The following is a 25,034-nucleotide window of genomic DNA, read 5'->3' as shown; positions in this document are numbered from 1 at the left end:
CTGCCAAACCAAAGTAGAATATTCTATTCTACCATCGCTTCAAGATCTTCTTTGGAAACCTTGTTGAAACTTAAATATCTGTAAACATCATCTGTCATTTCTGGTTTGATCTTATTTGGAACGATCTCCATATACTCAGCTGCTGTCGGCAGTTTACCCTTAAGTGCAACCACTGCTGCAAGTTCAGCAGAACCAAGATAAACTTGAGAGTCTTTACCAAGTCTGTTGTCAAAGTTTCTTGTAGATGTAGAGAATACATACGCCCCTTGATCCACAGAAGCCTGGTTACCCATACAGAGTGAACATCCAGGGATCTCTGTTCTGGCACCTGCCATACCGAATACTGAGTAGTATCCTTCTTCCTGAAGTGTTTTCTCATCCATTTTGGTTGGAGGACATACCCATAGTTTCGTAGGCACTTTACCTTCACCTCTAAGTACTTCACCTAATGCTCTAAAGAGACCGATGTTCGTCATACAAGAACCAACAAATACTTCATCGATTTCAGTTCTAAGTCCTGCTTCATGGATCTCGGTAAGTGTTTTTACATCATCCGGATCATTTGGACAAGCCAAGATAGGCTCTTTGATCTGATCCATATCGATTTCAATTACTGCCGCATACTCAGCATCTTTGTCTGCTTCAAGCAGTTCCGGGTTTGCGATCCATGCTTTCATTTTATCGGCGCGTCTTTGAAGTGTTGCTTTGTCTTCGTACCCCTGGGCGATAAGCTCTTCGATGAGTACAATGTTAGATTTCAAATATTCAATGATAGGCTCTTTGTTAAGCCTCACTGTACACGCGGCTGCACTTCGCTCAGCTGATGCATCAGAAAGTTCAAATGCCTGCTCACACTTAAGATCTTCAAGACCTTCAATTTCAAGTACACGTCCTGCAAAGATGTTTTTCTTACCAGCTTTTTCAACCGTTAAAAGACCTTCTTTGATCGCTTGGTGAGGAATAGCATTGACCATATCTCTAAGTGTAATACCCGGTTGCATTGTACCTTTGAATCTCACAAGGACAGACTCAGGCATAGTCAGAGGCATCATACCTGTGACACCGGCAAATGCAACGAGTCCTGAGCCGGCAGGGAATGAAATACCAATAGGGAACCTTGTGTGTGAATCTCCACCTGTACCAACAGTATCAGGAAGACACATCCTGTTCAACCATGAGTGAATAACTCCATCACCGGGTCTTAATACAAAACCTTTTCTCTCTGTCCAGAATTTGGGAAGTGTATGCTGAAGAACAATATCGGCAGGTTTCGGATAGGCTGCCGTGTGACAGAATGACTGAAGCACAAAATCAGCGCCAAAGTTCAATGCCGCAAGTTCTTTCACTTCATCTCTTGTCATTGCACCTGTGGTATCCTGAGAACCAACTGTTGTACATACAGGCTCACAGTAAACACCCGGTTTTACACCTTCAATACCACAGGCTTTACCTACCATTTTTTGAGCAAGTGTATACCCTTTACCATTATCTGCAGGTTGTGTAGGTGTCAAGAAGGCATCTGAAGCACCAAGCCCTAAGGCTTCTCTTGCTTTGGCTGTTAAACCTTTACCAATAATAAGAGGAATACGTCCCCCTGCTCTCATCTCATCTGTCAGTGTGTTTGGCTCCAATGTAAACTCTGAAACCACTTCTCCGTTCTTTTCAATCACACCATCATAAGGTTTAACAGTGATCACATCACCTGTTTCAAGTTTAGCTACGGGTGCTTGAATAGGAAGACATCCACTGTCTTCTGCTGTATTAAAGAAGATCGGAGCTATAATATCACCGATAACCACACCTCCTGTTCTTTTACCCGGAATACCCGGAATATCTCTACCCATGTGCCACTGTACGGAGTTGATCCCTGATTTTCTTGATGATCCTGTACCTACGACATCACCAACGTATGCCAGAGGGTGTCCTTTTTTCTTAAGTTCGGCCATAGTCTCAAGCGGTTTATCCATTCTTGCAACAAGAAAAGAGTTTGCATGCAATGGAATATCTGCTCTTGTAAATGCTTCAGATGCAGGAGAGAGGTCATCTGTATTGGTTTCACCCGGTACCTTATAGACAGTCAGAGTGATCTCTTTTTCAAGTGCCGGTTTATTGGTAAACCATTCAGCATTTGCCCAAGATTCAATAACCTGTTTTGCAAATTCATTGCCTTCATCCATGAGTGTTTTGACTGTTTCAAAATCAGCATACACCAAAATAGTATTTTTAAGCTGATCTGCCGCTTCCTGAGCTATGGCAACATCTTTGTTTCTCAAAGCATCAATCAGTGGACCAATATTGTAACCACCAAGCATAGCCCCAAGAATCTCAACCGCTTCAAACTTTGTAATAGCATCACTTTTTACATCACCCTGAACAATAGCATTTAAAAAAGCTGCTTTTACATACGCTGCATCATCAACCCCTGCAGGTACTTTATTTTTCAATAGATCCAATAAATATTCTTTTTCTATAATAGGATCAGCTTTAAGAAGCTCAACGAGTTCTGCTGTCTGCTCAGCAGTCAATGCCAGTGGCGGTACACCAAGTTTTGCACGTTCTTCCGTATGTGCTTTATATTCTTCTACTAAGGCCATAATGGTCTCCTGTTCTTTGTAATTTTGTAAATTGATTTTATCGCAAAGGTCGTTAATAGTTATTTGAATGATAAGCAGTTGTAAAGTAGTTAGAATGGTTGTAGCAAATGGTTACAGAGAAAGTACTTTTGAAGCTTTCCCTGTATGCGTTGGAATGCCTTAGAGTATCTCTCTGTTACCTTTTGCATTTGGTGCAGAAAGTACACCCATTTCCTCAAGCTGTTCTATAATATTTGCAGAGCGGTTGTACCCGATCTGCAGTTTACGCTGCAGGTAGGAGATGGAAGTCTTTTTATCTGTCAATACGATATTTTTTGCCTCTTCAAAGAGTGTATCAAGTTCTATATTGCCATTACTTTCACTTCCACCTGATGCTGCACCACCGGAGACAAGATAACTCTCATCATACTCAGGTACTCTTTGTGCCTTGATATATTCTACCACTTCCTCTATCTCTTCTTCTGTATTCCAGGGAGCATGAATACGTACAAGTCCAGTTGAGCCGGGAGGGGTAAAAAGACCATCTCCACGTCCCAAAAGACTGTCTGCACCTAATGCATCCAAGATAACTTTTGAATCTATACGTGAGCCTACTCTATAACTCAGTCTTGACGGTAAATTTGCTTTGATCAATCCAGTGACCACATCAACACTCGGACGTTGTGTTGCAACCACAAGGTGAATACCACAGGCACGTGACTTTTGGGCAAGTCTGGCAATAGAGAGTTCTACCTCTTTCCCTCCGTTCATCATAAGATCTGCCAACTCATCGATGACCACTACAATATACGGAAACGGCTCGGCACCTGTCTTTTTTGCTTTTTCATTATAATTCTCTATATTTTTAGTCCGTGCTTCCGCCATAAGCTTATAGCGTCTTTCCATTTCTCCTACCATGTTGGCAAGTGCTGCAATAGCTTTAGCAGGCTCTGTGATCACCGGTGTTATAAGATGCGGGATATCTTCATATGCAGCAAATTCGAGCATTTTGGGGTCAATAAGCATCAATTTTAACTGATCAGGATCATTTCTGTAAAGTAGAGAAAGAATCATAGCATTCACACCTACCGATTTTCCCGAACCAGTCGTACCTGCGATGAGCAGATGCGGCAGTTTTTTAATATCTGTTACAAAGGGATTACCCACAATATCTTTACCCAGCGCTACTGTCAATGGGGAAGAGGACTCTTTAAAAATATCACTCTCCAGTATCTCACGTAAGTAAATGGTATCAATATTTGCATTGGGTATCTCTATTCCCACCACATCTCGCCCGGGGATCGGTGCCTGTATACGTATCGTCTCTGCCGAGAGTGCCATTGCCAAGTCATCCTGCAGTCCAAGAATTTTTGAAACTTTCACATTGGGTGCAGGTTTAAATTCGAAGGTAGTAACAAGAGGACCACTGTAAGTACGAACAACATCTCCATCTACCCTGAACTGCTGAAGTTTGGCAAGCAAGTCTTCTATTTTCCTATCTATCTCTGCTTCATTAATTTTTTTGGTCACTTTTGGTGCTTTTTGCAAAAAATCAAGTTTTGGCAGTTTAAAGTTCTTGGGTCTGGCAACCTTGCCTTTATCTATTTGGTCAAGGAGTTTGGAATTTTCTTCCAATTCACTGACTATCTCAACATTGGTATTTGCAGTAAGATGATCAGACACCGTATCATCGTATTCTTCTATCTCAGGCATAACAGAATATTCATCTTTTACATTGCTCCGTGCATTCAACTCAACGGCTGCAGCCATTTCGGGTTTAGAAAGATTCTTTATTGCTGTTCTTTTCTTTACTGCCGGTTTTTTAACTGCTTTTGTTCTTTTTGGTTTTATGGATCTCTTTTCAATTACAGGCATCATTTCATCTTCCAGTCTGGGAGAAGAGAAAGGGTTGGTAAATATTTTTTTCATCACAGCTTTGATGCCTGCAACAAATTTTCCTATGCCGGAAATAAACGGGGAAAGATTCACTCCTTTGATCTTCAAGTCTTTAGGAGAGAAGTCATCATCAAGTATGAAAACCAGTGAGAGAGAGATGATCATCAGCCAAAGTAACCAAAGTCCTGCTTTTCCTATAAACGGTTGCAAAAACTCAACGATCTGGGTACCTATGAAACCAACATTTTTCATGTCAAGTACCAAAGATTCAAAGAGCACTGCTGCTATAAAAAAGAGTATCCAGCCCAAATAAAAATCAATATCTTTTCGAACCGATGCTCTGGTATAAAGCTTATATAACGGATAAAAAAGAATAAATATATTAATATAGGCAAAATATCCAAAAAGGTGGATATTCGTATCTCCTACGATCTTTCCAATATTCCCTACCAAAGCGGTATCATGGAACAATGTAGAGAAAGCACCGTAAATAAAAAGTATAGCTGTAATGATGATCGTAATTTTCAAAAACAAGACCTTGATATTAATTAATGAAGATATTATAACAAATAATCTTTAGTAGGCTATTAAAAAGCGTCAAATTGTCATATTTTTCTATTTTGGAAGCCTTCTAAACGTTGTTTAAGCTCTGTAGGAGTAGAATTCCTCCTACGTTTTATGACGTAAATGCCTCGGTGATGGAACTGGTAGACTTGGTAGACTCAAAATCTTCTGCTTTCGGGCGTGTCGGTTCGAATCCGACCCGAGGTACCACATTTTGCGGGCGTAGCTCAGTGGCTAGAGTTCCTGCCTTCCAAGCAGGCTGTCGAGGGTTCGAATCCCTTCGCCCGCTCCACATTTTTAATTCCCAGATTTTCTTAACTCTTAATAATTTTTGATATAATCTTTTTTAATAAAATAAAACCTCGTTCCCATGCTTTGCGTGGGAATGTCTATAAAAATTACAATATGTGTTAGCACGTACAACATGGGAACAAGAAAGAGTTAAAATATGTTAAAAGAAATGTTTCAACAAATAACAAATACATTGATTTCAGAAAATAGTGATGCTTTAGAGTTTGAAAAATTAATTAAAATAAAAGACTATGATAAAGCCTATGCAATGGTAGCTCCATCCATTAAAGAAACTCTTGATATAAATGAATTTAAACAACTTATCAGTATCGATTCTCTTCCTATTGATATACCTGATGATAACGCAGTAAAGAACTTTCAAGAATCTCAAAAAATATACAAAGATGTTGCTTTAAAATTCTCAAATTTATTAGTAAATAATAATTTTAAAGATGCTCATAAAATGCTTTCTAAAACTTTAAAAAAAGATTATACTTCTGAGCAATTAGAAAAAGAATTAAAAAATATGACCAATTATTTTCAAAATAGTATACTTACTGTTGCTACTAAATTTGTTGAAGAAGAAGGTGCTATAGATGACCAATATATATATGTTCCTATTGAAGAGCCTGGCAATTCAGAAGCTATAAGCCTATTTATAAAAGAAGAAAATGGTGTATTATACATTGATGAAATAGAATGGGGTCGTCCATAAAAATGAAACTCGTCGTAGCCATCACAGGAGCAAGCGGTGTTCAGCTGGGTAAGAAATTTGTCGACTACTTGCCCTCTGACATTGAAGTACATGTGGTTGTTTCTGACAATGCTCTCACAGTTGAGAGCTTTGAAAACAAGCAGGTAACCTTGCACGCTTCAAATAATATTGCAGCTTCCATATCTTCCGGTTCTTTTAGCGTAGATGCTACTGCCATCATCCCCTGTAGCATGAATACCCTAGCCAAGATCGCTTGTGGAATAAGTGATAATCTTCCTACAAGGGTGGCAGCTGTGGCACTTAAAGAGCAGAAGAAGTTACTCTTAGCTCCTCGTGAACTGCCTTTTTCTGCCATTGCTTTGGAAAATATGCAAAAGTTAGCCTCTTTTGGTGTTATTATCGCACCACCGGTGATGGGCTACTACTCTGACTCTTCCAGTCTTGAAGATATGGAGAAGTTTATTATCGGAAAATGGTATGATGTACTGGGAATACCCAACGAACTATATGTACGTTGGAAATGAGCAATTAAGAATGAGGAACGAGGAATTATGGTATGCTTTTTAAATTAAAAAGCTTTCATTAAAAAAAAGAGAAAAGAATGATTACTTTCAACAAAAGTATTGCAAAGCAATGCAAACATCCACTCCCCATTCCTTATTCCTCACTCTTCACTAAATGCTCCAGAGGGGTATTTCAATGAGAAGAGCCATCTACCCGGGGACTTTTGACCCCATCACCAACGGACATTTGGACATCATCAAAAGAGCCTGTCATATGTTTGATGAGATCATTGTTGCTGTTGCAGACTCTGAGTCCAAAAAACCTATGTTCACACTTGAACAACGCATACAGATGACACAGGCTGCAACTAAATCTTTTCCAAAAGTAAAGGTTGTCGGCTTTGACAAGCTGCTTGTAGACCTTGCGGAGGATCTTGAAGCCAATATCATCATTAGAGGACTTAGAGCAGTCAGTGACTTTGAGTATGAGTTGCAAATGGGGTATGCCAATGCTTCACTCAATCCTGACCTTGAAACCATCTACCTCATGCCAAGTCTGCAACATGCCTTTGTCAGTTCATCTGTCGTACGTACTATTTTAGCCTATGAGGGAAAGATCGATCATCTCATAGCCCCTGAAGTACACCATATTATCAAAGAGATAAAAAAATAATGTACATTTTATTTGAAGGCATAGACACTTGCGGCAAAAGTACACAGATAGAACTGTTGGCAGAAAAACACCCTGAGATCATTGTAACCAAAGAGCCGGGAGGCACAAAGTTTGGTCTCAAGGCCAGAGAGATACTCCTCGCAGATTCTCTTGCATCCAAAAGAGCCGAACTGCTTCTCTTTCTTGCTGACAGAGCAGAACATTATGAAGAGATCATAGAGCCCAACAGGAACAGAGTGGTCATCTCTGACAGAGGGTTTATCTCCGGTATAGGATACGCTCTGGCAAACGGGGATTTTGAGTTTGATGCATTGGTCAAACTCAACAGATTTGCACTCAAAGAGCATTTCCCGGACAAGATCATCCTCTTTTTAACAGATATGGAAACATTGGAAAAGAGAACCTCTGCCAAGACACTTGACGGCATAGAACTTCGAGGGCTGGAGTATCTTCTGACTGTACAGGAGCAGATGAAGCAGAGCATCATCAAACTGGGTATCCCTCACCTCTTTATAGATGCGACGGACAGCATTGAGAATATACATCAATCCATTCTTACCTACTTGAAGGTATAATTGCACCATTAATGAGGTTCGGTAGCAACCGCACCCTACAACAATCACACCGTAGAGTGCGTCTACCACGTACCTTTGGAACATGAGGATATACACATGATAAACCCACTAAGAGGTATGAAAGACCTCACATTTGAAGAGTCTCAACGTTTTAATTTTATTGTTAATACTGCAACAACCGTAGCAAAACGTTACGGATATAACTACATCGAAACTCCTATTTTGGAAGAGACTGCTCTTTTTAAGCGCTCTGTAGGTGAGAGTTCTGACATTGTAGGCAAAGAGATGTACCAGTTTGAAGACAAGGGTGGTAATGATGTCTGTATGCGTCCTGAGGGAACTGCAGGGATCGTACGTGCTTTTGTAAGTGCAAAACTTGACCGTCAGCCGATGAAACAGAAGTTCTACTATTACGGTCCGATGTTCCGTTATGAAAGGCCGCAAAAAGGTCGCCTGAGAGAATTTCACCAGTTTGGCTGTGAGAGCTTTGGAGAGGCTTCGGTCTATGAGGACTTTACTATCATTACGATGATCAAACAGATCTTTGATGCACTTGGAATCGGGTTTGAACTTCTTGTAAACTCTTTGGGGTGCCCCACATGTATGCCTACTTATAGAGAGAATCTTGTAGCATATCTTACAAATATAAAAGAAGAGCTCTGCTCTGACTGTAACAGACGTATAGAAACCAATCCTATTCGTGTACTTGACTGCAAAAACGAGACATGCCAGTCACTGCTTACAGCATCACCAAAACTCATAGAGAATCTTTGTGAAGAGTGTGACAGTGACTTCAAAAAGCTTACTGCCTTACTTGACAAAGCAGATATCAGCTACACCGTAGATACCAACCTTGTCAGAGGACTGGACTACTACAGTAAAACTGCCTTTGAGTTCGTCAGCAGTGAGATAGGTTCACAGTCTGCCATTGCAGGTGGCGGACGATATGACAGACTTGTAGAGTTCCTTGACGGCAAACCTACACCTGCTGTGGGTTTTGCCATTGGAATCGAACGCATCATGGAGCTTGTCAAAATGCCTGAAACTAAAAGAGAAGGCATCTACATGGGTGCGATGACACAGGAAGCAGTAGAAGCTCTCTTCCCTCTGGCAGAACAGAAACGCAAAGAGAGCAAAGTCACAGTAGAGTACAATTCAAAAGGCTTTAAAAGCCACATGAAAGGTGCTGACAAGGCGAATGCACGTTACGCCGTACTCATCGGAGAAGATGAGTTAAAAGAAGGAACAGTCTGGTTTAAAGACCTGGAGAGTAAAGAGGAAAAAAGTGTACTTCTCGGAGAGTTCACTTTTAAAATGCATTTACCGTAACCACCTAACCAGATCTTTACTTAACCTGTTCATGGCTCTTCGTGTAGCTTCTGCATACCCTTTTGCATCTGTCGTTTGGGTATCTTCTTTATAGCTGAATCTCTTTGTTTTTATGAGTTTTCCTGTATCCGTATCGATAAGACTGAACTGAATAGAAACAACCGCATAGGAAGCATCACCCCTTACATGATGAGAAAAATCAAAGATATTACTCTCAAGTCTAAGGTCCTCTCCTGCAGTAGACTCATAAGGAAGCACTGCTTTGAAAAGTCTGCTTTTTACCAGTGCTTCAATGATAGTTCCCTGTATTAATTTACCACTGTTGTTTGACCATTGTGAATTAAGATAGACACCTTGATCATCGGGACTGTAAGAATAATTCATTTTATTGCTGATCTTCTCTTTGAGTGTTTGGGGGAAAGAGACCTTTATCGTTTTTTGATGATCTCTTCCGGAACTCTCAGGTACTATATGAACTGTTCCCAATGAATAAATATGTATTGGGGCTGCTATTTTTGAACTGCATGCCGTCATAAAAAGCAGTACTGTTATCAGTATAAGATATCGTATCATTCTCCGGGTCCTCGTCTTTGTTTTCTTGATTTAAAGAGTAAGTCATTCGGACTCTCTTTCAACTCTTTTGCCAGATCATTGATCTGCTCTGAAACAATACCGATATCTACAAGGAACGGTTCAAATATTTTTTTAATATTATAATCTCCTCTATCCAGACTTTTTTCAATTTTTAATGTCATACGATTAAAATTCTTTGCTGTTTTCATGATCTGAGTCACTGTCGGCACCGTTACTTTTTTAATGCTTCCAAAATCTTTTTGCATCACTTTAAAATCTTTTGTCGCGTTTGTAAGTTTCTCATTCATACTTTTTACAGAAAGACGAAATTCCTGAAGTGTTTTATCTACTGATTCGAGTGAAGTGATCGCTTTTTGCTCTACATCTTCTGCTTTTGCAGTTACTTTTTCCGTATTATCAAACACTTTTCCCAAAGTCTCAATATTCTTCTCACTCAACAGTTTTTGTATTTTATCTACCATCATGGTGATCCTCTCAGAAAGCGTACCCAGACCTTGTGTTGTTTTTGTAAACCAGGAAGGTGCTGTAGGTATCACAGGAATATGATCCTCTGTTGGCTTTAATGTCTTTGCTTCGTTGGTCCCCCCGTCGATCTCTATGGAAAGCAGACCTGTCACACCTAACATCTGTGTATGAGCTACCATATCTTCTTTAATGGGAACCCCTTTTTTGATCTTCAGAAATATTTCAATACGCTCGATATTGTTGGGATCTATGCGTATTTCACTGACACGTCCTATATCAACTCCTCTAAGCTTCACTACCGAATCTTTAGAGAGTCCTGCAACAGATTCCTTCATAAAAAGTTCGTAGGTATCAAATTCACGGTGTATCCCGTACTTTGCAAGCCAAAAAGCAAACCACACTAAGCCCGCACTGAAAAGAATCACAAAAATGCCTACAATGGTATAATTTGCTTTACTATACATTTATCATTACCTTATCCCCATACTTTTCTTTAGTATACTCATTTTTAAAGAATTCTTCAACAAAAGGATGTTGTGATTGTAACACATTTTCAAGTGTACCCTCTGCTACCACATGTTTATCTGCCAAAACTGCCATCCTGTCCACAATGCTGAAAATAGAATCCAGATCATGCGTGATCATCACCACCGTAATACCCAGCATATCACGAAGATCCACAATAAGCTTGTCAAAATTGCGTGCACCTACGGGATCAAGTCCTGATGTCGGTTCATCTAAAAAAAGAAGTTTTGGTTCCATAGCAAGCGCACGTGCAAGCGCTGCTCTTTTGATCATACCTCCACTCAGTTCCGAAGGGTACAGTGCCCCAACATGGGCATCAAGCCCTACCAGTGCTATTTTAGAACGTACCAGCATGTCACGCATCTCTTTGGAAATATCAGTATACTCTTTGAGTTGTACCTCTATATTTTCTGCAATAGTCATAGAAGAGTAAAGTGCACCGAACTGAAAAAGCACACCCCACTCTCTGCGCAGTTCCTGTGCCTCTTTATAGCCAATACCGTTAAGTCTATGCCCTAAGACCATCATTTCTCCGGCATTGGGCTCTAATAGCATGATCATCTCTTTCATTAATACGGATTTACCCGCTCCACTCTCTCCAAGAATACCGAAGATCTCATTTTTTTTCACAGTCAGTGAAACACCATCATGAATAGTACGTTCTCCAAACTTTGTTACAATGTTTTTTGCTTCGATCACAACAGTAGTCTCTTTAGTCATAGATTCAACTCCGTATAGATCACTGAAAAAAGTGCATCAAAAGCAATGACCAGAAAAATAGAGTTAACAACACTTGCTGTAGTATGCAGCCCGATACTCTCTGTATTATCGGATACCTGAAACCCTCTAAAGCATCCTACTGCCGCAATAAGAAAAGCAAAAACCGGTCCTTTGATCATACCCAAAATATAATGTTTGACCTCAAGCACCTCATAGAGTCTGTCAATAAATTGACCAAAAGAAATATTAAGTTGCATTTGTGATGCTACCATACCGCCCAATATCCCTATAAGGTCAGCAAAGAAGATCAAAAGCGGTAAAGCGATCATCAAGGCAAAAATACGAGGCAGTACCAAAAAATTATAGGGATCAAAACCCATCGTTCTCATAGCTGAAATTTCTTCAGTGATCTTCATAGCCCCTATCTCTGCAGTATAGGCTGAACCACTGCGTCCGGCAATCACAATGGCGGTGATCATCGGTCCCAGTTCTCTTACCATAGAGATACCTACAGTATCTACTATGAAAATATCGGCACCGAATTTTGCCAACTGAACAGATCCCTGGTAGGCGATCACCATTCCCACCAGAAATGCTGTAAGTCCCACGATCAACAGTGCATTAAATCCGGAATGGTAAATATGATAGACCATCTCTTTAAAACGGATATTTTTAGGATTTAAAAAGGTGTTGAACATGGTAACAAAAAGCTGTCCTATAAAACTAATAAAATCTTTCATATCATGATAGACTTCAACAGTCGTTTTCCCAATATTCTCTAAAAAACCGTCTTTTCTGGGAGGAATACGCTCTACGATATGAGATCTTAACAGATCATACATCTCTTTTTGTGCACTGTTGCAGCCAATTACTTTTACTGTTGTTTTTTTCTCAAATTTTTCCAAATACTCTATAAAAAGCAATACTCCCGCACTGTCAAAATCACTGACACCCGAGACATCCCAAATGATCTTTCTATCATAAGGAACCTGCGTTAACGCTTTTTCTATTTGCCGAACACTCTGGAGTGTCCATTCTCCTATAGAAATAATATAAAGATGATCCTGATCTTTGTTTAGCTTTACAAATTGCCCATTCATCTTTCTATTATAGGTAAGATTAGATTAAGTTTTGCTATAATAATCATTATTAATTCGCAAGGTAGCAGCAATGAAGCAGTTTGGTTTGAATATTTGGGGTGATGATAACTTTATACGCAAAGAAGATACGATCAATATCAATTATGCAAATCAACCTTCACTTCTGGAGATCACCAAAGCCATAAGAGAGAAAGGCTATAAAGGTCCTCTTCTTCTGCGTTTTCCTCATCTTATTAAAAAACAGATATCTACCCTTTTTAACACTTTTGAAAAAGCAAAAAAAGAGTTTAACTACCAAGGGGATTTTCACGCTGTATTTCCTCTTAAAGTAAACCAGTTCCCCAATTTTATCCATGCACTCATTGATGTCTCACAGGCATATAACTATGGTCTTGAAGCAGGCAGTAAAGCAGAACTGATCATTGCGATGAGTCAAACCCCTCTTGGAGCACCTATTACCGTCAACGGATTCAAAGACAAAGAGATGATCGCACTTTGCTTCATTGCTGCAAAAATGGGACACAATATTACCGTTACCATAGAAGGATTGGGTGAACTTCAAACCATTATTCAGGTCAATCAAGAGTTTAACATTGATGTCAAAAACCCTATAGCACCCAAGATAGGTGTACGTATCAGACTGCACAGTTCAGGCATCGGTACCTGGGCGAAAAGCGGTGGATACAGCTCCAAATTCGGTCTGACTTCAACTGAACTGCTCGAAGCCTATGAGATGCTTAACAAACACAAACTCTTAGATCATCTCTGGATGATCCATTTTCACATCGGTTCACAAATGGGTGATATCGCTCCACTAAAAAAGGCACTCAGAGAGGCAGGAAACATTTATGCCGAACTTAAAAAACGAGGTGCTGATGCTTTAGGGGCCATTAACATCGGTGGAGGATTGGCCGTAGAGTATTCCCAGCATTTTAATAATCAGGAAAAGAACTACTCAATGGATGAATTTGCCAATGATGTGGTCTACCTGATGCAGGAGATCGCCAAAAACAAAAAAGTGACAGAGCCCGATATCTTTACAGAGTCAGGTCGCTACATTGCTGCTTCACACTCTGTACTGGTTGCCCCTGTACTTGAACTCTTTTCACAGGAGTACCATGAAAAAGGTCTCAGACTTAAAAAAGTAAACCCTCCGCTGATTCAGGAGCTTTATGACCTGTTTACTACTATTAAACGTAAAAATGCAAGAGAGTACCTGCATGATGCACTTGACCACATGGAGAGTCTGCTTACACTTTTTGATCTGGGTTACATAGACCTTGAAGACCGGTCAAATACAGAGATACTCGTCAATCTCATCATAAAAAAAGCAATTGCATTACTTAAAAATGAAGGTACTGACGAGCTTAAAAGACTTCAGGATCGCATCCAGGAAAAATATTTAGTGAACTTCTCTTCTTTTCAGTCACTGCCGGATTTCTGGGGGTTGGCACAGCAATTTCCTGTCATGCCTCTGGACAGACTGAACGAAAAACCTGCCAATCCTGCAAGCATCTGGGATATTACCTGCGACAGTGATGGGGAGATAGGGTTCAACCGTGACCTTCCACTCTATCTGCATGATATAGATATAGGTAAAGAGGAGTACTTTTTAGCCTTTTTCCTCACAGGAGCCTATCAGGAAGTACTGGGAATGAAACATAATCTTTTTACGCATCCTACGGAAGCTGTAATCCGTTTTGACGAAAAAGGTCACTATCATATAGAAGATCTTATAGAAGCCCAAAATCTGACTGATATACTCGATGATCTTGACTATGATACCAACCTTATAGATAAAGCTCTAAAATATAGGATTGAAGAGTCACAGCATATTAGTAAAGAGGAAAAAAGAGAAATTTTAGGAAAACTTTACCTCTATTTAAGCGAAAATAGTTATCTTAAGACCATTCAGGCTATTAGCGAAAATCAGTAAAGGAATACAACAGTGATCAATCTAGTCAAACTTATCAAAGAAGATTTTGCAACGGTAAAACGTAATGACCCTGCCCTACATTCTCCTTTTGAACTTTTATTTAATTATCCGGGATTATGGGCACTCTTTTTTCATCGTATCGCCCACTGGTTTTATATGATGGGACTGCGTTTTATACCAAGATTTGTTTCAGCTGTGGGAATGTTTCTGACTATGATAGACATACACCCCGGAGCCAAGATAGGACGCAGGGTATTTATTGACCATGGCGTAGGTGTAGTGATTGGAGAAACAACTGTCATAGCTGATAATGTACTGATCTACCAGCAGGTAACCCTCGGTGGGGTCAGTACCAGTAAAGGGAAACGCCACCCGACCATTGAAGAGAATGTTGTCATCGGAGCAGGGGCAAAAGTGCTGGGAAACATTACAATCGGTATGAACTCTAAAGTAGGCGCAAACTCTGTCGTGGTAAAAGATGTGCCTGCTGACTCCACTGCCATAGGTATTCCTGCACGTGTACTGAAACGTGGCTATGACAAGACTCCACTCAGTCACAATAAAATACCTGATGTCAATAAAGAGATATTTGAATACCTTCTCAAGCGTATTGAAGTACTTGAAGATGCACTGCCTAAAGGAAAACAGGAAAGTGTCAAGAAGAAAGATCATGACCTCGAAGAGATCTATGATAACTTCATTCACTCCATGGATTAGCCGTTTTTTACCCAAGATTAGGTATAATCATCTAATTTTATTTTAGGGGATTTTTATGCTTCTTTCCGACCGCATTCAAACACTGTCACCGTCACTTACCATCGCTATCTCTTCTCTTGCAAGAGACCTTAAGGCGCAAGGTAAAGATATTCTCTCATTCTCAGCAGGTGAACCTGACTTTGGAACACCACAACGCATTAAAGATGAAGCGATCAAAGCGATCAATGACGGGTTTACCCGTTATACTGCCGTTCCCGGTATCCCCGAACTACTTGAAGCTGTGGCAACAAAACTCAACAGGGACAATAACCTAAAGTATTCTCCTGCTGACATCATCGTAAGTAACGGTGCGAAACAGTCACTCTTTAACCTTTTTCAAGCTACTCTCAATCCGGGAGATGAAGTGATCATCCCTGCACCCTACTGGGTAACATATCCTGAGCTGGTCAAGTATGCAGGTGCTGTACCTGTGATCATAGAGACCGATGAGATCGGTGGATTTAAGATCAATGCAGAGCAACTTAAAGCTGCCATTACCCCTAAGACTAAAATGATCATTCTTACCACACCATCTAACCCTACTGGATCCGTTTATTCGAAAGAGGAACTTCAGTCATTGGCAGAAGTATTTGAAGGTACAGATATTATTGTAGCAAGTGATGAAATGTATGAAAAGCTTGTCTATAACATTGATTTTGTTGCGGTTGCAAGCATTAATGAAGATATGTATCAAAGAACAGTGACTATTAACGGTCTGAGTAAATCCGTAGCTATGACAGGTTGGCGTTTTGGGTACCTGGCTACACCGAATAAAGAACTCATTGCAGCCATGAACAAACTGCAAAGCCAAAGTACTTCAAACATCAACTCAATCACGCAAAAAGCAGCGATCCCGGCACTTCTTGGTGAAGTTGATGATGAGATAGAGAACATGAGAAGAGCCTTTGAATCAAGAGCAGATGAAGCAGTGGAACTCTTTAATGAAATCGATGGTCTTTCTGTACTTAAACCTCAGGGAGCCTTCTATCTGTTTGTGAATATTAAAGATATTTCAAATAACTCCATTGAGTTCTGTAAAGAGCTTCTCCAGGCGACAGGTGTTGCTGTTGTTCCTGGCATAGGTTTTGGCTCTGAGGGTTATTTCAGATTCTCCTTTGCTACTGACATGACCACTATCCGTGAAGGTGTTAGACGTATTGAAAAATTTGTACAGAGTAAACGCAGCTAACATATGAGGGTGTGCACTGCCCCTCTTTCTTCTTCTCAATATTAAGGGTTCACATATGAAATCTCTTTTTAAAATATCTTTACTCCTCTTCTTATTTCACACTACACTTTATGCAAAAGCAAAAGAGGTTAATTTCTCTATGGTCATCAGCGGGGGTGTCAGCCTTGGTGCCTATGAAGCCGGTTACAACTGGGCAATGATCAAAATGCTGAGTGAGCTCAGAGCTTCAGGCAAAACGGTACGTCCTGAACTGCGTTCTGTAGCCGGTGCATCTGCCGGTTCCATTAATGCGTTGCTCTCGGGTATGTACTGGTGTCAAAAAGAGACTATTCCCTACAGGAACAACATTCATGATAACCTTTTTTATGAAACATGGGTCAATCTCGGTATGGAAGATCTTCTTATTAAAGGAAAAAGCAAAAGTAACAGAAGTACCCTTTTTAGCAGGAAAGTCTTGGCACAAAAAGGCAAAATGATCATCAAGCATCTCAAAGAGCCTATTTACAGAAAGAACTGCAGTGTCCCACTTGGTTTTTCTGTAACAAAAGCAAAACCTATGATAGAAGAGTTTCAGGGGATCAAAATAAAAAATCAGCATTTTTCTGTTCCTCTTACGCTAAAGGAAAAGCAAGGCAGACTTATTCTTCAAAATAAAAAAATGCCTCCCAGCAGTGATTTTTACATCTCTATTCCCGGTATTCACAAAAATATTTCCAAAGTAGCCAATGTTCTCTTTGCCTCTTCTGCTTTTCCCGGTGCTTTCCAGCAGGTCAAACTGCGTTATACCTATCAGGGTAAAAACTACTCAAGCTATTTCATAGATGGTGGTGCCTATGACAATATACCGCTGCAACTGGCGATCGAACTGAACAAAAAAGCAAAGAAATTTGTTTTCATTGATCCGAGCAATGTGAGAAAAGAACGTAACAAAGGAAAAAGAGAAGAGAAGGAACAGAGACCGCTAGGGTTCTTTACTGCAAACAGTATGCCGCTTTTTAACAGTTTAGAGATCTTCCAATCCATGAAACTCTATCAGGCTATTAACAAATATTTCAAAAACAACCCTTCTTATAGTTTAATGCTCTCCTCCAGATATCATCCTATTACAGGAAATTTTTTAGAACACTTCGGCGCATTTCTAGATCATAATTTTCGGGTATATGACTATTATGTAGGAATTTATGATGCCATCTATCATCTCTCAAAAGAGTTCAAAAAGAAAGGGCATTTCCCCCGTTTATCACAAGTGCAGTTAATGAACCGGCTCACTAAAAAACTGCATATCGATCAAACCCCTGAAGCCCTTGCTGCCTACAGACTTTTCCTCAATGCTGAGTTTTTTCATAAAAAACCCAAAGTGACCGATACCGTCTCAGCGATCTACAATGCTTTTGATATGAAAAAGAGTGACAGTGAGCGTTATGAAGTAGCAGAATTCAAGACATTCCTTTCAAAACTGGATCTTCATTATTTGCAACTTGGTAAAAGATCTTTTCTAACCAGAGCCAAGAGAGATATTGAGCATTGGTATAAAAAACCTTTAAGAGCCATTATCAACCGTATCACCACTTTGGAAAATGAACGTGCAAAGGTCTACCCTGAACATGAAACAGTAGCTAGAGCTACCAGTATAGCCGCGTGGGCAGGCAGTACTTTTGTTAAAAAGAAAGACGGATTTGATATTTTACCGATGAATGCACCAAGAGATAAAGGCAAAGCCGGATTACGGACAGCACTTAGGCTATTGCCCAATGCACTTGCTACCGATATGAAGAACGGCGGATTTACATTAGGCTACAGTAGCTACTGGTACAAAGACATGGACATCATCAATGGTTTTGAGGGGAAATTTTCCTATAACCACAGTGAGAATTTTACAGACTTTGCACGTATGGATATCAATGCCTTCAATGAGTACAATGATTTTGTCAAATTTGGTATAGGCGCCAGTCTGTTTGGAGATATGAAAGGCTCATTCTATAAGCGCGAAAGTGCCTTCGGCTTCAATGCCTATGTAGATCTTATCGATATATTCAGATTCACCTATGTACGAAGGTACGGCGAAAAAGAGAATCGTAACTATATCTATTTCGGTGTAGAGAACATACCCAGTCTTATCTATTGGCTCAACAGATAAGGCTATTTTTTCTTTGTCATCTTCTCCATTACCCACCAGACTAAAGCAACGATACTCAGAAGTACCACCGGTGCGATCCATGGATCTTCTTTGATCACTGTAAAAAATGCGATGATAGACTCACTCATATAGTAGGCACTCAGCCCTATGACAGAGACAAAAAGAATAGATGCAAAGATATTGAAAAAGACAAACTTTTTGAAGTCATACTTTGCCAATGCCATGGAAAGCGGCACAATGGTCTTCACACCATAGATAAATTTCTGAATGAATATAGCCAATACCCCATACTTACGCATGATAAGTGTCGCAAGGGCTAGTTTACGTTTATGTTTGGCAAAATAAGGCTGTATCTCTTTTTTCTGATATTTCCCAAGGTAAAAAAGGAAGTTATCTCCCATGAAATTGGCTATGGCTGCAATGATGAGTGCTGTAGTCAAGTCCATTTGTCCCATATACGAAAATACCCCGGCTGCGGCTACGATGAAAAACGAACCGCCAAATGAAAAAAAGGCTACTGCCAGGTAACCCCATGTCTCTAACGACGAAAAATCCATAAAATATCCTAAGTTTTAAAGTGGGGAATGATAGCTAAATATTGTTAATGGTTGAATTTCTCTCGTGATGACGTTCAACATCGTCACAAGTTAATATATTTCATATTGTGCCCTGACCATAGAGGGAGGAAATACCCTTGGGGTACATATTTTTGAAAATAAACAGACATTTTTTGTGTTTGTTATTTTTAGTTTTATAAGATGAATGATATATAATGTTCCTTGAATAAATAGTTGTACTTACAAGCAAGAGGAAGTAATTAAAAATAAGTTTTAAAGATAGTTCAAATTGGAATGAAAAAAATGAATTAAAAGCTTTTTTAATTTTCAAAAAATTAGAATCACTTAATTTTCCACGAGGTAAACAAATGGAATTTTGTAGAGAAATAGAAAAAGAAATAAATTTAGATGCAGGAAATATAAGTGCCAAAGTAAGTAACTATAAATCAGTTGCAGGAATTAATAATAGTTCAAATGCATCAAGAGATACAAAAGAAAATTATTCCAAATATAAAGACTATTCCATGAAAGAAATTGAAGAACTTATAAGAAAAGTATAACAAATCATTGGAGAGAAATATTTAATCCTACAACTCAAATATTTCTCAATTCAACCGTTATCCTTTTAATTAGTACAAAAAAGGAAGTATTATTGGAATATACATTAATTATTGCATCATTTATAATAACAGTCATAGCTCTATTAGGTGATACATGGAATCCAAATAATACAGGTTTAAATAAACTAAATTTGAAAGGTAAAATAGCATTAATATCATCTTTAACTGTAGTATCTATTTCAATATATACAACATATATTAAAGAACTTGAGAATGATACTCTTAAATTTGACGTACATCAATCAGTAGCAGTTCATGCTTGGGAACTTGAAATGCAGATTGAAAAAATTGAACAGATGAACTTAGACAAAAATAAATTGATATATATTAAATATAAGTTCAATTTGCTATCTAAACAATTAGAAAGAATAATTCAAATGCATGCAGGTTCTTTTCAATCAAATGAACTTAAGCGAATTGAGAATTTAATTTTATTTATTGAAAATGAAATGTTAAAACTTAATACACAAACATCAAATACAGAAATTCTCACTTCTTTAACAGATTTAACTTTCAATGCAAGAGAATTGAGAAAAGATTTTTGTAAAAACATATTGGAGAAAAGTTATTTTTGCTATGAAAGACAAGGAGTTCCCGATATGCAATTCTGGGATAGAGAGAATGATATAAATATGAAGTTAGCTATACAAAAAGCTCAAAGCTCATTTCAAGAAATATTAGATAATTTTGAAAAGATAAACTCTAATGAACTATATATTAAAGTACCTTTAATATTAAATGATGGTGCATTTGAGCATATATGGTTAAAAAATATATCTTATGATGGTACATATATTACTGGTAGAATAGATAATTTTGTTACAGGTGATACATTAGCTAAAAAAGGTGATATTCTTTCTATAAAACCAGAATTTATCTCAGATTGGAGATTAAGCAAGGAAGGTAGTGAATTTGGAAACTTTACTTTATATGTTGCTTTGAATAGATTAAGTTTTAAAGAAAAAAATGATTTTATTAGTAAGTTAAGCTATAAACTATCAACTAAACCAAAAATATATAATTTTAAAAAAGATGATAACAAAACTTTAAAGAGAAATAGTTTACCCTAGTGGGAAAACTATTTCTCAAGTCAACCATTATACCCAGCATATAAACATTGACATTGTAAATACAATTTTGCTATAATCAAGTCATATCAATAAAAAGGCTTACTTTGAAATTTGAATGGAGTGATGAAAAAAACAACTTAAATATACAAAATCATCAAGTGTCTTTTGAAGAAGCAAAAGAAGTTTTTTTAGACCCAATGCATATTTCAAAACTTGATCATCGTTTCGATTATTTTGAAGAACGCTGGATAACATTAGGTAAAACAACAAAAGATAAAATCTTAGTTGTTGCAAATATGTTTTTTGATGAAAACGGAGAAGAAATTATCCGTATTATTAGTGCAAGAAAAGCCAATCAAAAAGAAAGGATATTTTATGAGCAACATTAAAAAAAGAGAAAAATTTGATGATTATGAAATCTTAGAAGAGTATGATTTTAGTGACGGCGTTCGTGGTAGATTTTATGAACCCAAAAAGATACCTGTTTCGTTAAGGTTAGATAATGACATTGTTTTATATTTCAAAAAACTTGCGAGTGAGCAAAAAGTACCATATCAGACACTTATCAATGCACTTCTAAGAAAAAAGTTACAAGAAGTATAAATAAGTACAAGAAGACCAATAATATTACATACACTTGTATAATCAGTCTAAATATAGTATCATATTAAGACCGAAGGAGTTTCTATGCAAATTGTCAATGATATAAAACCGGTTACCTATTTAAAAAATAAAGCAGCAGATGTGTTAAAACATATTAATGAAACACATAGACCGATGATTATTACACAAAATGGTGAAGCAAAAGCTGTTATTCAAGATCCTAAAAGTTATGAAGATATGAAAAATACCATTACGATTTTAAAACTTCTCTCTTTTGCAGAAGAAGATATTAAAAATGGAAATCTTCACAATGAGGACGATGTATTTAGTTCAATAGAAGCACTCCTTGAAAAATGAGTAAAACCTATAAACTTCAATGGACTACAAATGCGAAAAATGACCTTTTAGATATCGTTGCTTACATTAAAAAAGATAGCCCTAGCATTGCAAATGAAATTTATCAGAAGATAAGAAAAAAAGCACATTCAAGTAACTTCTTTCCCCTAAAAGGTCGTGTTATCCCTGAACTTCAAAAAGAAGGCATTACGCTATATAGAGAACTTATCAGTTCACCTTGGCGAATTATATATAAAGTTGGAAATGACATTGTGTACATAATGGCTATATTAGATTCAAGACAAAATGTTGAAGAGGTATTATTACAAAAACTGTTAAAAGGCTAAAAGGCACCTCTCAAAATACGCTATAATTCCACCATGATAACCACACTCCTCTCCATCATTTTTGTTTATGTCTTCATAGTACTTGGCTACATGGCTAAGCGCATCTTTAAAGAAGATATGAGTACCAAGACACTCACACTGATGTCTGTCTATTTTTTACAGCCTTTTGTGACCATTTGGGGTTTCTCTACAGCAAAGTTGCACAGTGAGCATGTGTATGTCCCACTGCTCTACCTTGGCATCATCCTAGTTTTACTCATCCCTACAATACTCTTGGGAAAACTCATCTTTACAGACAGTAAAAACAGAGCCATCTTCTCTATTGCAGGATTTGTAGGGAATACAGGGAACATCGGTATACCACTGGGCATTGCTCTCTTTGGGGAGCAGTCGGTCATCTACACCACACTCATCAACATCGCCAATGTCTTTGTGGTCTACATCATCGGTGTGTACATTTATTCACGTGGCTCATTCAGCATTAAAGACTCACTCTTTAACATCGTTAAAATCCCCATCATCCCTGCTTCAGTGGTAGCCATACTCATAAACATCTATGACGTACCACTAAGCTCTCAGATACAGGAGTTTTTCAAGATGGGTGCTTACGCAGGGATAGTCTTGCAACTCTTCTTGCTTGGAACCTTCCTGCAAGGCATACGCATCAAAGAGCTACACCCCAAACTCTTTGCGGGTACCATCAGTCAAAAGTTCATTATCATTCCTCTAGCCACTGCATTTATACTCTCGTTTACAGACCTGCCTCTGTTTGTGCAAGGTGTCATCTTTATGGAGATGATGACACCTCTGGCCGTTGCCAACATCAATCTGGCTTCTCTTTATGACTGCAAGCCCAAAGATGTTACCTCACTTATCTTACTAAGTACACTACTCTTTATTCCTCTGCTTTTTGGGTTGAGTTACATTGTAAATCATTACTATTTAGGGTAGAATAACTTAATTAATATAGGAGTATTTTATGTCTAAGAAAACCCTTATCATCGGTGCAGGAGGCGTGGGTAACGTCGTAGCTTTCAAGTGTGCGATGAACGCTGATACCTTTGGGGACATTACCCTTGCCTCTCGTACAGTGAGTAAATGTGATGCCATCGCAGCCAATGTCAAAGACAAAACCGGAGTAGAGATACACACTGCACAAGTCGATGCAGACTCCATCCCCCAACTTAAAGAGCTCATTGCTAAAACCGGTGCAAGTATTGTCATCAATGTGGCACTGCCTTACCAGGATCTTACCATTATGGATGCCTGTGAAGAGATGCAGGTAGATTACCTTGACACTGCAAACTACGAGCACCCCGATACAGCAAAATTTGAGTACAAAGAGCAGTGGGCCAGAGACGGGGAGTTCAGAAAAGCGAACATCATGGGACTGCTTGGAAGCGGTTTTGACCCAGGGGTGACCAATGTTTTTTGTGCCTATGCCCAAAAACACTACTTTGATGAGATACACACCATCGACATCCTCGACTGTAACGCAGGAGATCACGGCTATCCGTTTGCAACCAACTTTAACCCGGAGATAAATTTGCGTGAAGTATCTGCAAAAGGGCGCTATTGGGAAGACGGTAAATGGATAGAAACAGAACCTATGGCTATCAAACAGGTATGGGACTACCCAGAAGTAGGAGTTAAAGACAGCTATCTGCTCTATCATGAAGAAATGGAGTCACTGGTCAAGCACATTAAAGGGCTTAAACGCATACGCTTCTTCATGACTTTTGGAGAAAGTTACCTTACACATATGAAGTGCCTTGAAAATGTGGGGATGCTTGGCATAGAACCAGTGGAACACAAAGGCATGAAAATCATCCCTATGGAGTTCCTCTCCACCCTGCTCCCTGATCCTGCAAGTTTAGGAGAGAGAACCAAAGGCAAGACCAATATCGGTATTTTTGCAAAAGGACTCAAAGACGGCAAAGAGAGAACGATCTATATTTACCAGGTCAGTGATCATGAAAAATGTTATGAAGAAGTTCTAAGTCAAGCTGTAAGCTACACCACAGGTGTACCAGCCATGATAGGTGCCAAGCTTATGTTAGAAGGCACATGGCAGGGCAAAGGTGTTTTTAACATGGAACAGTTTGATCCAGACCCGTTCATGGAGGAGCTCAACAAACAAGGACTTCCATGGAAAGTCATGGAAATGGATGCAGATGAAAGTAGACGTGTAGATGTTTAACGGTTTCCCAAAAGAGGGATTGGAATTTCTCAATAAAATCATCATCAACAACTCAAAAGAGTGGCTGGATGCCAACAGAGAAGAGTATGAGAGGGTCATTGTAGCTCCCAACAAGGCTTATGTAGAAGAGATGGGAGACCACCTGCAGATACTGGTACCTACCATCAATGCCATACCCAATACCAACAAGTCCCTCTTTCGCATCTACCGTGATGCAAGGTTTCATCTGGCGGATCCCATTAAGACACGTATCGGTATCATCTTTTGGCAGGGAAGCGGGCATCGTATGCAAAGCAGCAGTTTTTATATGCATTATGATCCGCAAGAAGTATTTGTTGCCACAGGCATACGCAACTTCAAGCCAACGCTACTGAAAACCTACAGAGAATACATCCAAAACAAAGAGCGACGTACAGAGCTGCACAGCATACTTAAGAAGCTGAAAACAAAAGGCTATATGCTGCCAGAACCCAAATATAAACGTATGCCAAGAGAGTGCAAAGCCGAAGACTCCAACAGCTACCTTTACCTTATGGGAGCCATCTATGCCTACACGACATTCACACCTGATGAGACCTTCCACTCAGAAGAGATCATAGAAAGAAACTTTAAGATCTATGAGGATATGTTCGCTCTGCAACAATGGCTTTATGAACTCACCCTACACTGTGACACAGAGGCGGATATTTACAGATAAATACTACACACCTTTTCCACACCTCTTGTGTTAATCTATCTATAGTGACATTTGATCCTAAAG

General features: G+C 38.9%; 25 protein-coding genes and 2 tRNA genes. 20 read left to right on the top strand and 7 right to left on the bottom strand.

The window, feature by feature from the left end; translation table 11 throughout:
• Positions 1 to 23: 23 nt before the first annotated feature.
• Positions 24 to 2,594, bottom strand: a complete 2,571-nt coding sequence (gene acnB / locus MVE01_RS09340; RefSeq protein WP_472561916.1) for a bifunctional aconitate hydratase 2/2-methylisocitrate dehydratase — start codon at positions 2,592 to 2,594, stop codon at positions 24 to 26.
• A gap of 159 nt (positions 2,595 to 2,753) precedes the next feature.
• Positions 2,754 to 4,997: an FtsK/SpoIIIE family DNA translocase gene (locus MVE01_RS09335; protein ID WP_472561915.1), complete on the bottom strand. Its 2,244-nt coding sequence runs from the start codon at positions 4,995 to 4,997 to the stop codon at positions 2,754 to 2,756.
• A 161-nt stretch (positions 4,998 to 5,158) separates the two neighbouring features.
• Between MVE01_RS09335 and MVE01_RS09330 the strand changes: the two genes are divergently transcribed.
• The 7 genes from MVE01_RS09330 (at position 5,159) to hisS (ending at position 9,119) form a co-directional block, all read left to right on the top strand.
• Positions 5,159 to 5,243, top strand: a tRNA-Leu gene (locus tag MVE01_RS09330).
• A 6-nt stretch (positions 5,244 to 5,249) separates the two neighbouring features.
• Positions 5,250 to 5,325: transfer RNA gene (locus MVE01_RS09325), tRNA-Gly, on the top strand.
• Positions 5,326 to 5,481: 156 nt separating this feature from the next.
• On the top strand, positions 5,482 to 6,039 hold the full coding sequence (locus MVE01_RS09320) for a hypothetical protein (RefSeq protein ID WP_472561914.1): 558 nt from the start codon (positions 5,482 to 5,484) through the stop codon (positions 6,037 to 6,039).
• A 2-nt stretch (positions 6,040 to 6,041) separates the two neighbouring features.
• Entirely contained in the window at positions 6,042 to 6,563 is a 522-nt protein-coding gene (locus MVE01_RS09315; RefSeq protein ID WP_472561913.1) for a UbiX family flavin prenyltransferase, read from the top strand.
• A gap of 175 nt (positions 6,564 to 6,738) precedes the next feature.
• Complete coding sequence (gene coaD, locus MVE01_RS09310) at positions 6,739 to 7,215, top strand: pantetheine-phosphate adenylyltransferase (RefSeq protein WP_472561912.1); 477 nt, start codon at positions 6,739 to 6,741, stop codon at positions 7,213 to 7,215.
• Entirely contained in the window at positions 7,215 to 7,790 is a 576-nt protein-coding gene (gene tmk, locus MVE01_RS09305) for a dTMP kinase (RefSeq protein ID WP_472561911.1), read from the top strand. Before coaD ends, tmk begins: the two co-directional genes overlap by 1 nt.
• Positions 7,791 to 7,886: 96 nt before the next feature.
• Entirely contained in the window at positions 7,887 to 9,119 is a 1,233-nt protein-coding gene (hisS, locus tag MVE01_RS09300; RefSeq protein ID WP_472561910.1) for a histidine--tRNA ligase, read from the top strand.
• On the opposite strand, the gene MVE01_RS09295 is transcribed toward hisS, so the two are convergent.
• From MVE01_RS09295 to MVE01_RS09280, 4 genes are read right to left on the bottom strand one after another with little or no spacing between them, the layout of a single operon-like run.
• Entirely contained in the window at positions 9,111 to 9,692 is a 582-nt protein-coding gene (locus MVE01_RS09295) for an ABC-type transport auxiliary lipoprotein family protein (protein ID WP_472561909.1), read from the bottom strand. The two genes, hisS and MVE01_RS09295, sit on opposite strands and share 9 nt — an antisense overlap.
• On the bottom strand, positions 9,689 to 10,642 hold the full coding sequence (locus MVE01_RS09290) for an MlaD family protein (RefSeq protein WP_472561908.1): 954 nt from the start codon (positions 10,640 to 10,642) through the stop codon (positions 9,689 to 9,691). Before MVE01_RS09290 ends, MVE01_RS09295 begins: the two co-directional genes overlap by 4 nt.
• Complete coding sequence (locus MVE01_RS09285) at positions 10,635 to 11,423, bottom strand: ABC transporter ATP-binding protein (RefSeq protein ID WP_472561907.1); 789 nt, start codon at positions 11,421 to 11,423, stop codon at positions 10,635 to 10,637. Before MVE01_RS09285 ends, MVE01_RS09290 begins: the two co-directional genes overlap by 8 nt.
• Entirely contained in the window at positions 11,420 to 12,523 is a 1,104-nt protein-coding gene (locus tag MVE01_RS09280; RefSeq protein WP_472561906.1) for an MlaE family lipid ABC transporter permease subunit, read from the bottom strand. The genes MVE01_RS09285 and MVE01_RS09280 overlap by 4 nt, the downstream gene beginning before the upstream one ends.
• Before the next feature lie 70 nt (positions 12,524 to 12,593).
• Here MVE01_RS09280 and speA point away from each other — a divergent pair, with 70 nt between their 5' ends.
• The 4 genes from speA to MVE01_RS09260 are packed head-to-tail and all read left to right on the top strand — an operon-like array spanning position 12,594 to position 18,541.
• Positions 12,594 to 14,459: a biosynthetic arginine decarboxylase gene (gene speA, locus MVE01_RS09275; protein ID WP_472561905.1), complete on the top strand. Its 1,866-nt coding sequence runs from the start codon at positions 12,594 to 12,596 to the stop codon at positions 14,457 to 14,459.
• Positions 14,460 to 14,474: 15 nt separating this feature from the next.
• Entirely contained in the window at positions 14,475 to 15,176 is a 702-nt protein-coding gene (cysE, locus tag MVE01_RS09270; protein WP_472561974.1) for a serine O-acetyltransferase, read from the top strand.
• A 55-nt stretch (positions 15,177 to 15,231) separates the two neighbouring features.
• A complete protein-coding gene (locus tag MVE01_RS09265) occupies positions 15,232 to 16,404 on the top strand; it encodes a pyridoxal phosphate-dependent aminotransferase (protein WP_472561904.1) in 1,173 nt (390 codons plus the stop codon).
• Between the two features lie 55 nt (positions 16,405 to 16,459).
• Positions 16,460 to 18,541, top strand: coding sequence for a patatin-like phospholipase family protein (locus MVE01_RS09260; RefSeq protein ID WP_472561903.1), 2,082 nt, complete (start codon positions 16,460 to 16,462; stop codon positions 18,539 to 18,541).
• Positions 18,542 to 18,543: 2 nt separating this feature from the next.
• Here MVE01_RS09260 and MVE01_RS09255 read toward each other — a convergent pair whose 3' ends face one another.
• Positions 18,544 to 19,098 (bottom strand): DedA family protein, encoded by a 555-nt coding sequence (locus MVE01_RS09255; protein ID WP_472561902.1) that lies wholly within the window; start codon positions 19,096 to 19,098, stop codon positions 18,544 to 18,546.
• Positions 19,099 to 19,466: 368 nt separating this feature from the next.
• Here MVE01_RS09255 and MVE01_RS09250 point away from each other — a divergent pair, with 368 nt between their 5' ends.
• The 9 genes from MVE01_RS09250 (at position 19,467) to MVE01_RS09210 (ending at position 24,971) form a co-directional block, all read left to right on the top strand.
• A complete protein-coding gene (locus MVE01_RS09250) occupies positions 19,467 to 19,658 on the top strand; it encodes a hypothetical protein (protein WP_472561901.1) in 192 nt (63 codons plus the stop codon).
• Positions 19,659 to 19,750: 92 nt separating this feature from the next.
• A complete protein-coding gene (locus MVE01_RS09245; protein ID WP_472561900.1) occupies positions 19,751 to 20,788 on the top strand; it encodes a DUF2314 domain-containing protein in 1,038 nt (345 codons plus the stop codon).
• A gap of 104 nt (positions 20,789 to 20,892) precedes the next feature.
• Positions 20,893 to 21,177, top strand: a complete 285-nt coding sequence (locus MVE01_RS09240) for a BrnT family toxin (RefSeq protein WP_472561899.1) — start codon at positions 20,893 to 20,895, stop codon at positions 21,175 to 21,177.
• Positions 21,164 to 21,391, top strand: a complete 228-nt coding sequence (locus MVE01_RS09235; protein ID WP_472561898.1) for a BrnA antitoxin family protein — start codon at positions 21,164 to 21,166, stop codon at positions 21,389 to 21,391. Before MVE01_RS09240 ends, MVE01_RS09235 begins: the two co-directional genes overlap by 14 nt.
• A gap of 84 nt (positions 21,392 to 21,475) precedes the next feature.
• A complete protein-coding gene (locus MVE01_RS09230) occupies positions 21,476 to 21,748 on the top strand; it encodes a type II toxin-antitoxin system Phd/YefM family antitoxin (RefSeq protein ID WP_472561897.1) in 273 nt (90 codons plus the stop codon).
• On the top strand, positions 21,745 to 22,074 hold the full coding sequence (locus tag MVE01_RS09225; RefSeq protein WP_472561896.1) for a type II toxin-antitoxin system RelE/ParE family toxin: 330 nt from the start codon (positions 21,745 to 21,747) through the stop codon (positions 22,072 to 22,074). Before MVE01_RS09230 ends, MVE01_RS09225 begins: the two co-directional genes overlap by 4 nt.
• A 33-nt stretch (positions 22,075 to 22,107) precedes the next feature.
• Positions 22,108 to 23,025, top strand: a complete 918-nt coding sequence (locus tag MVE01_RS09220; RefSeq protein WP_472561895.1) for an AEC family transporter — start codon at positions 22,108 to 22,110, stop codon at positions 23,023 to 23,025.
• A 28-nt stretch (positions 23,026 to 23,053) separates the two neighbouring features.
• Positions 23,054 to 24,274 carry a saccharopine dehydrogenase family protein gene (locus tag MVE01_RS09215; protein WP_472561894.1) on the top strand — a complete coding sequence of 407 codons (1,221 nt, stop codon included), beginning with the start codon at positions 23,054 to 23,056 and terminating at the stop codon, positions 24,272 to 24,274.
• The gene (locus tag MVE01_RS09210; protein WP_472561893.1) at positions 24,267 to 24,971 is read left to right on the top strand and encodes a TIGR02453 family protein; all 705 of its coding nucleotides are present in this window, start codon (positions 24,267 to 24,269) and stop codon (positions 24,969 to 24,971) included. The genes MVE01_RS09215 and MVE01_RS09210 overlap by 8 nt, the downstream gene beginning before the upstream one ends.
• The last annotated feature ends 63 nt before the right edge of the window (positions 24,972 to 25,034 follow it).

The sequence above is a fragment of the Sulfurovum sp. genome, from assembly GCA_026990595.1.
GTDB lineage: Bacteria > Campylobacterota > Campylobacteria > Campylobacterales > Sulfurovaceae > Sulfurovum.
This window is presented reverse-complemented; position numbering and strand designations above follow the sequence as displayed.

Coding starts and splice junctions, on each gene's coding strand:
- MVE01_RS09225 (WP_472561896.1), top strand. CDS start 21,745: ATGAGTAAAACCTATAAACTTCAATGGACTACAAATGCGAAAAATGAC.
- hisS (WP_472561910.1), top strand. CDS start 7,887: ATGATAAACCCACTAAGAGGTATGAAAGACCTCACATTTGAAGAGTCT.
- coaD (WP_472561912.1), top strand. CDS start 6,739: ATGAGAAGAGCCATCTACCCGGGGACTTTTGACCCCATCACCAACGGA.
- acnB (WP_472561916.1), bottom strand. CDS start 2,594: ATGGCCTTAGTAGAAGAATATAAAGCACATACGGAAGAACGTGCAAAA.
- MVE01_RS09215 (WP_472561894.1), top strand. CDS start 23,054: ATGTCTAAGAAAACCCTTATCATCGGTGCAGGAGGCGTGGGTAACGTC.
- MVE01_RS09250 (WP_472561901.1), top strand. CDS start 19,467: ATGGAATTTTGTAGAGAAATAGAAAAAGAAATAAATTTAGATGCAGGA.
- MVE01_RS09255 (WP_472561902.1), bottom strand. CDS start 19,098: ATGGATTTTTCGTCGTTAGAGACATGGGGTTACCTGGCAGTAGCCTTT.
- tmk (WP_472561911.1), top strand. CDS start 7,215: ATGTACATTTTATTTGAAGGCATAGACACTTGCGGCAAAAGTACACAG.
- MVE01_RS09295 (WP_472561909.1), bottom strand. CDS start 9,692: ATGATACGATATCTTATACTGATAACAGTACTGCTTTTTATGACGGCA.
- MVE01_RS09265 (WP_472561904.1), top strand. CDS start 15,232: ATGCTTCTTTCCGACCGCATTCAAACACTGTCACCGTCACTTACCATC.
- speA (WP_472561905.1), top strand. CDS start 12,594: ATGAAGCAGTTTGGTTTGAATATTTGGGGTGATGATAACTTTATACGC.
- MVE01_RS09235 (WP_472561898.1), top strand. CDS start 21,164: ATGAGCAACATTAAAAAAAGAGAAAAATTTGATGATTATGAAATCTTA.
- MVE01_RS09230 (WP_472561897.1), top strand. CDS start 21,476: ATGCAAATTGTCAATGATATAAAACCGGTTACCTATTTAAAAAATAAA.
- MVE01_RS09285 (WP_472561907.1), bottom strand. CDS start 11,423: ATGACTAAAGAGACTACTGTTGTGATCGAAGCAAAAAACATTGTAACA.
- MVE01_RS09220 (WP_472561895.1), top strand. CDS start 22,108: ATGATAACCACACTCCTCTCCATCATTTTTGTTTATGTCTTCATAGTA.
- MVE01_RS09315 (WP_472561913.1), top strand. CDS start 6,042: ATGAAACTCGTCGTAGCCATCACAGGAGCAAGCGGTGTTCAGCTGGGT.
- MVE01_RS09210 (WP_472561893.1), top strand. CDS start 24,267: ATGTTTAACGGTTTCCCAAAAGAGGGATTGGAATTTCTCAATAAAATC.
- MVE01_RS09290 (WP_472561908.1), bottom strand. CDS start 10,642: ATGTATAGTAAAGCAAATTATACCATTGTAGGCATTTTTGTGATTCTT.
- MVE01_RS09260 (WP_472561903.1), top strand. CDS start 16,460: ATGAAATCTCTTTTTAAAATATCTTTACTCCTCTTCTTATTTCACACT.
- MVE01_RS09280 (WP_472561906.1), bottom strand. CDS start 12,523: ATGAATGGGCAATTTGTAAAGCTAAACAAAGATCAGGATCATCTTTAT.
- MVE01_RS09320 (WP_472561914.1), top strand. CDS start 5,482: ATGTTAAAAGAAATGTTTCAACAAATAACAAATACATTGATTTCAGAA.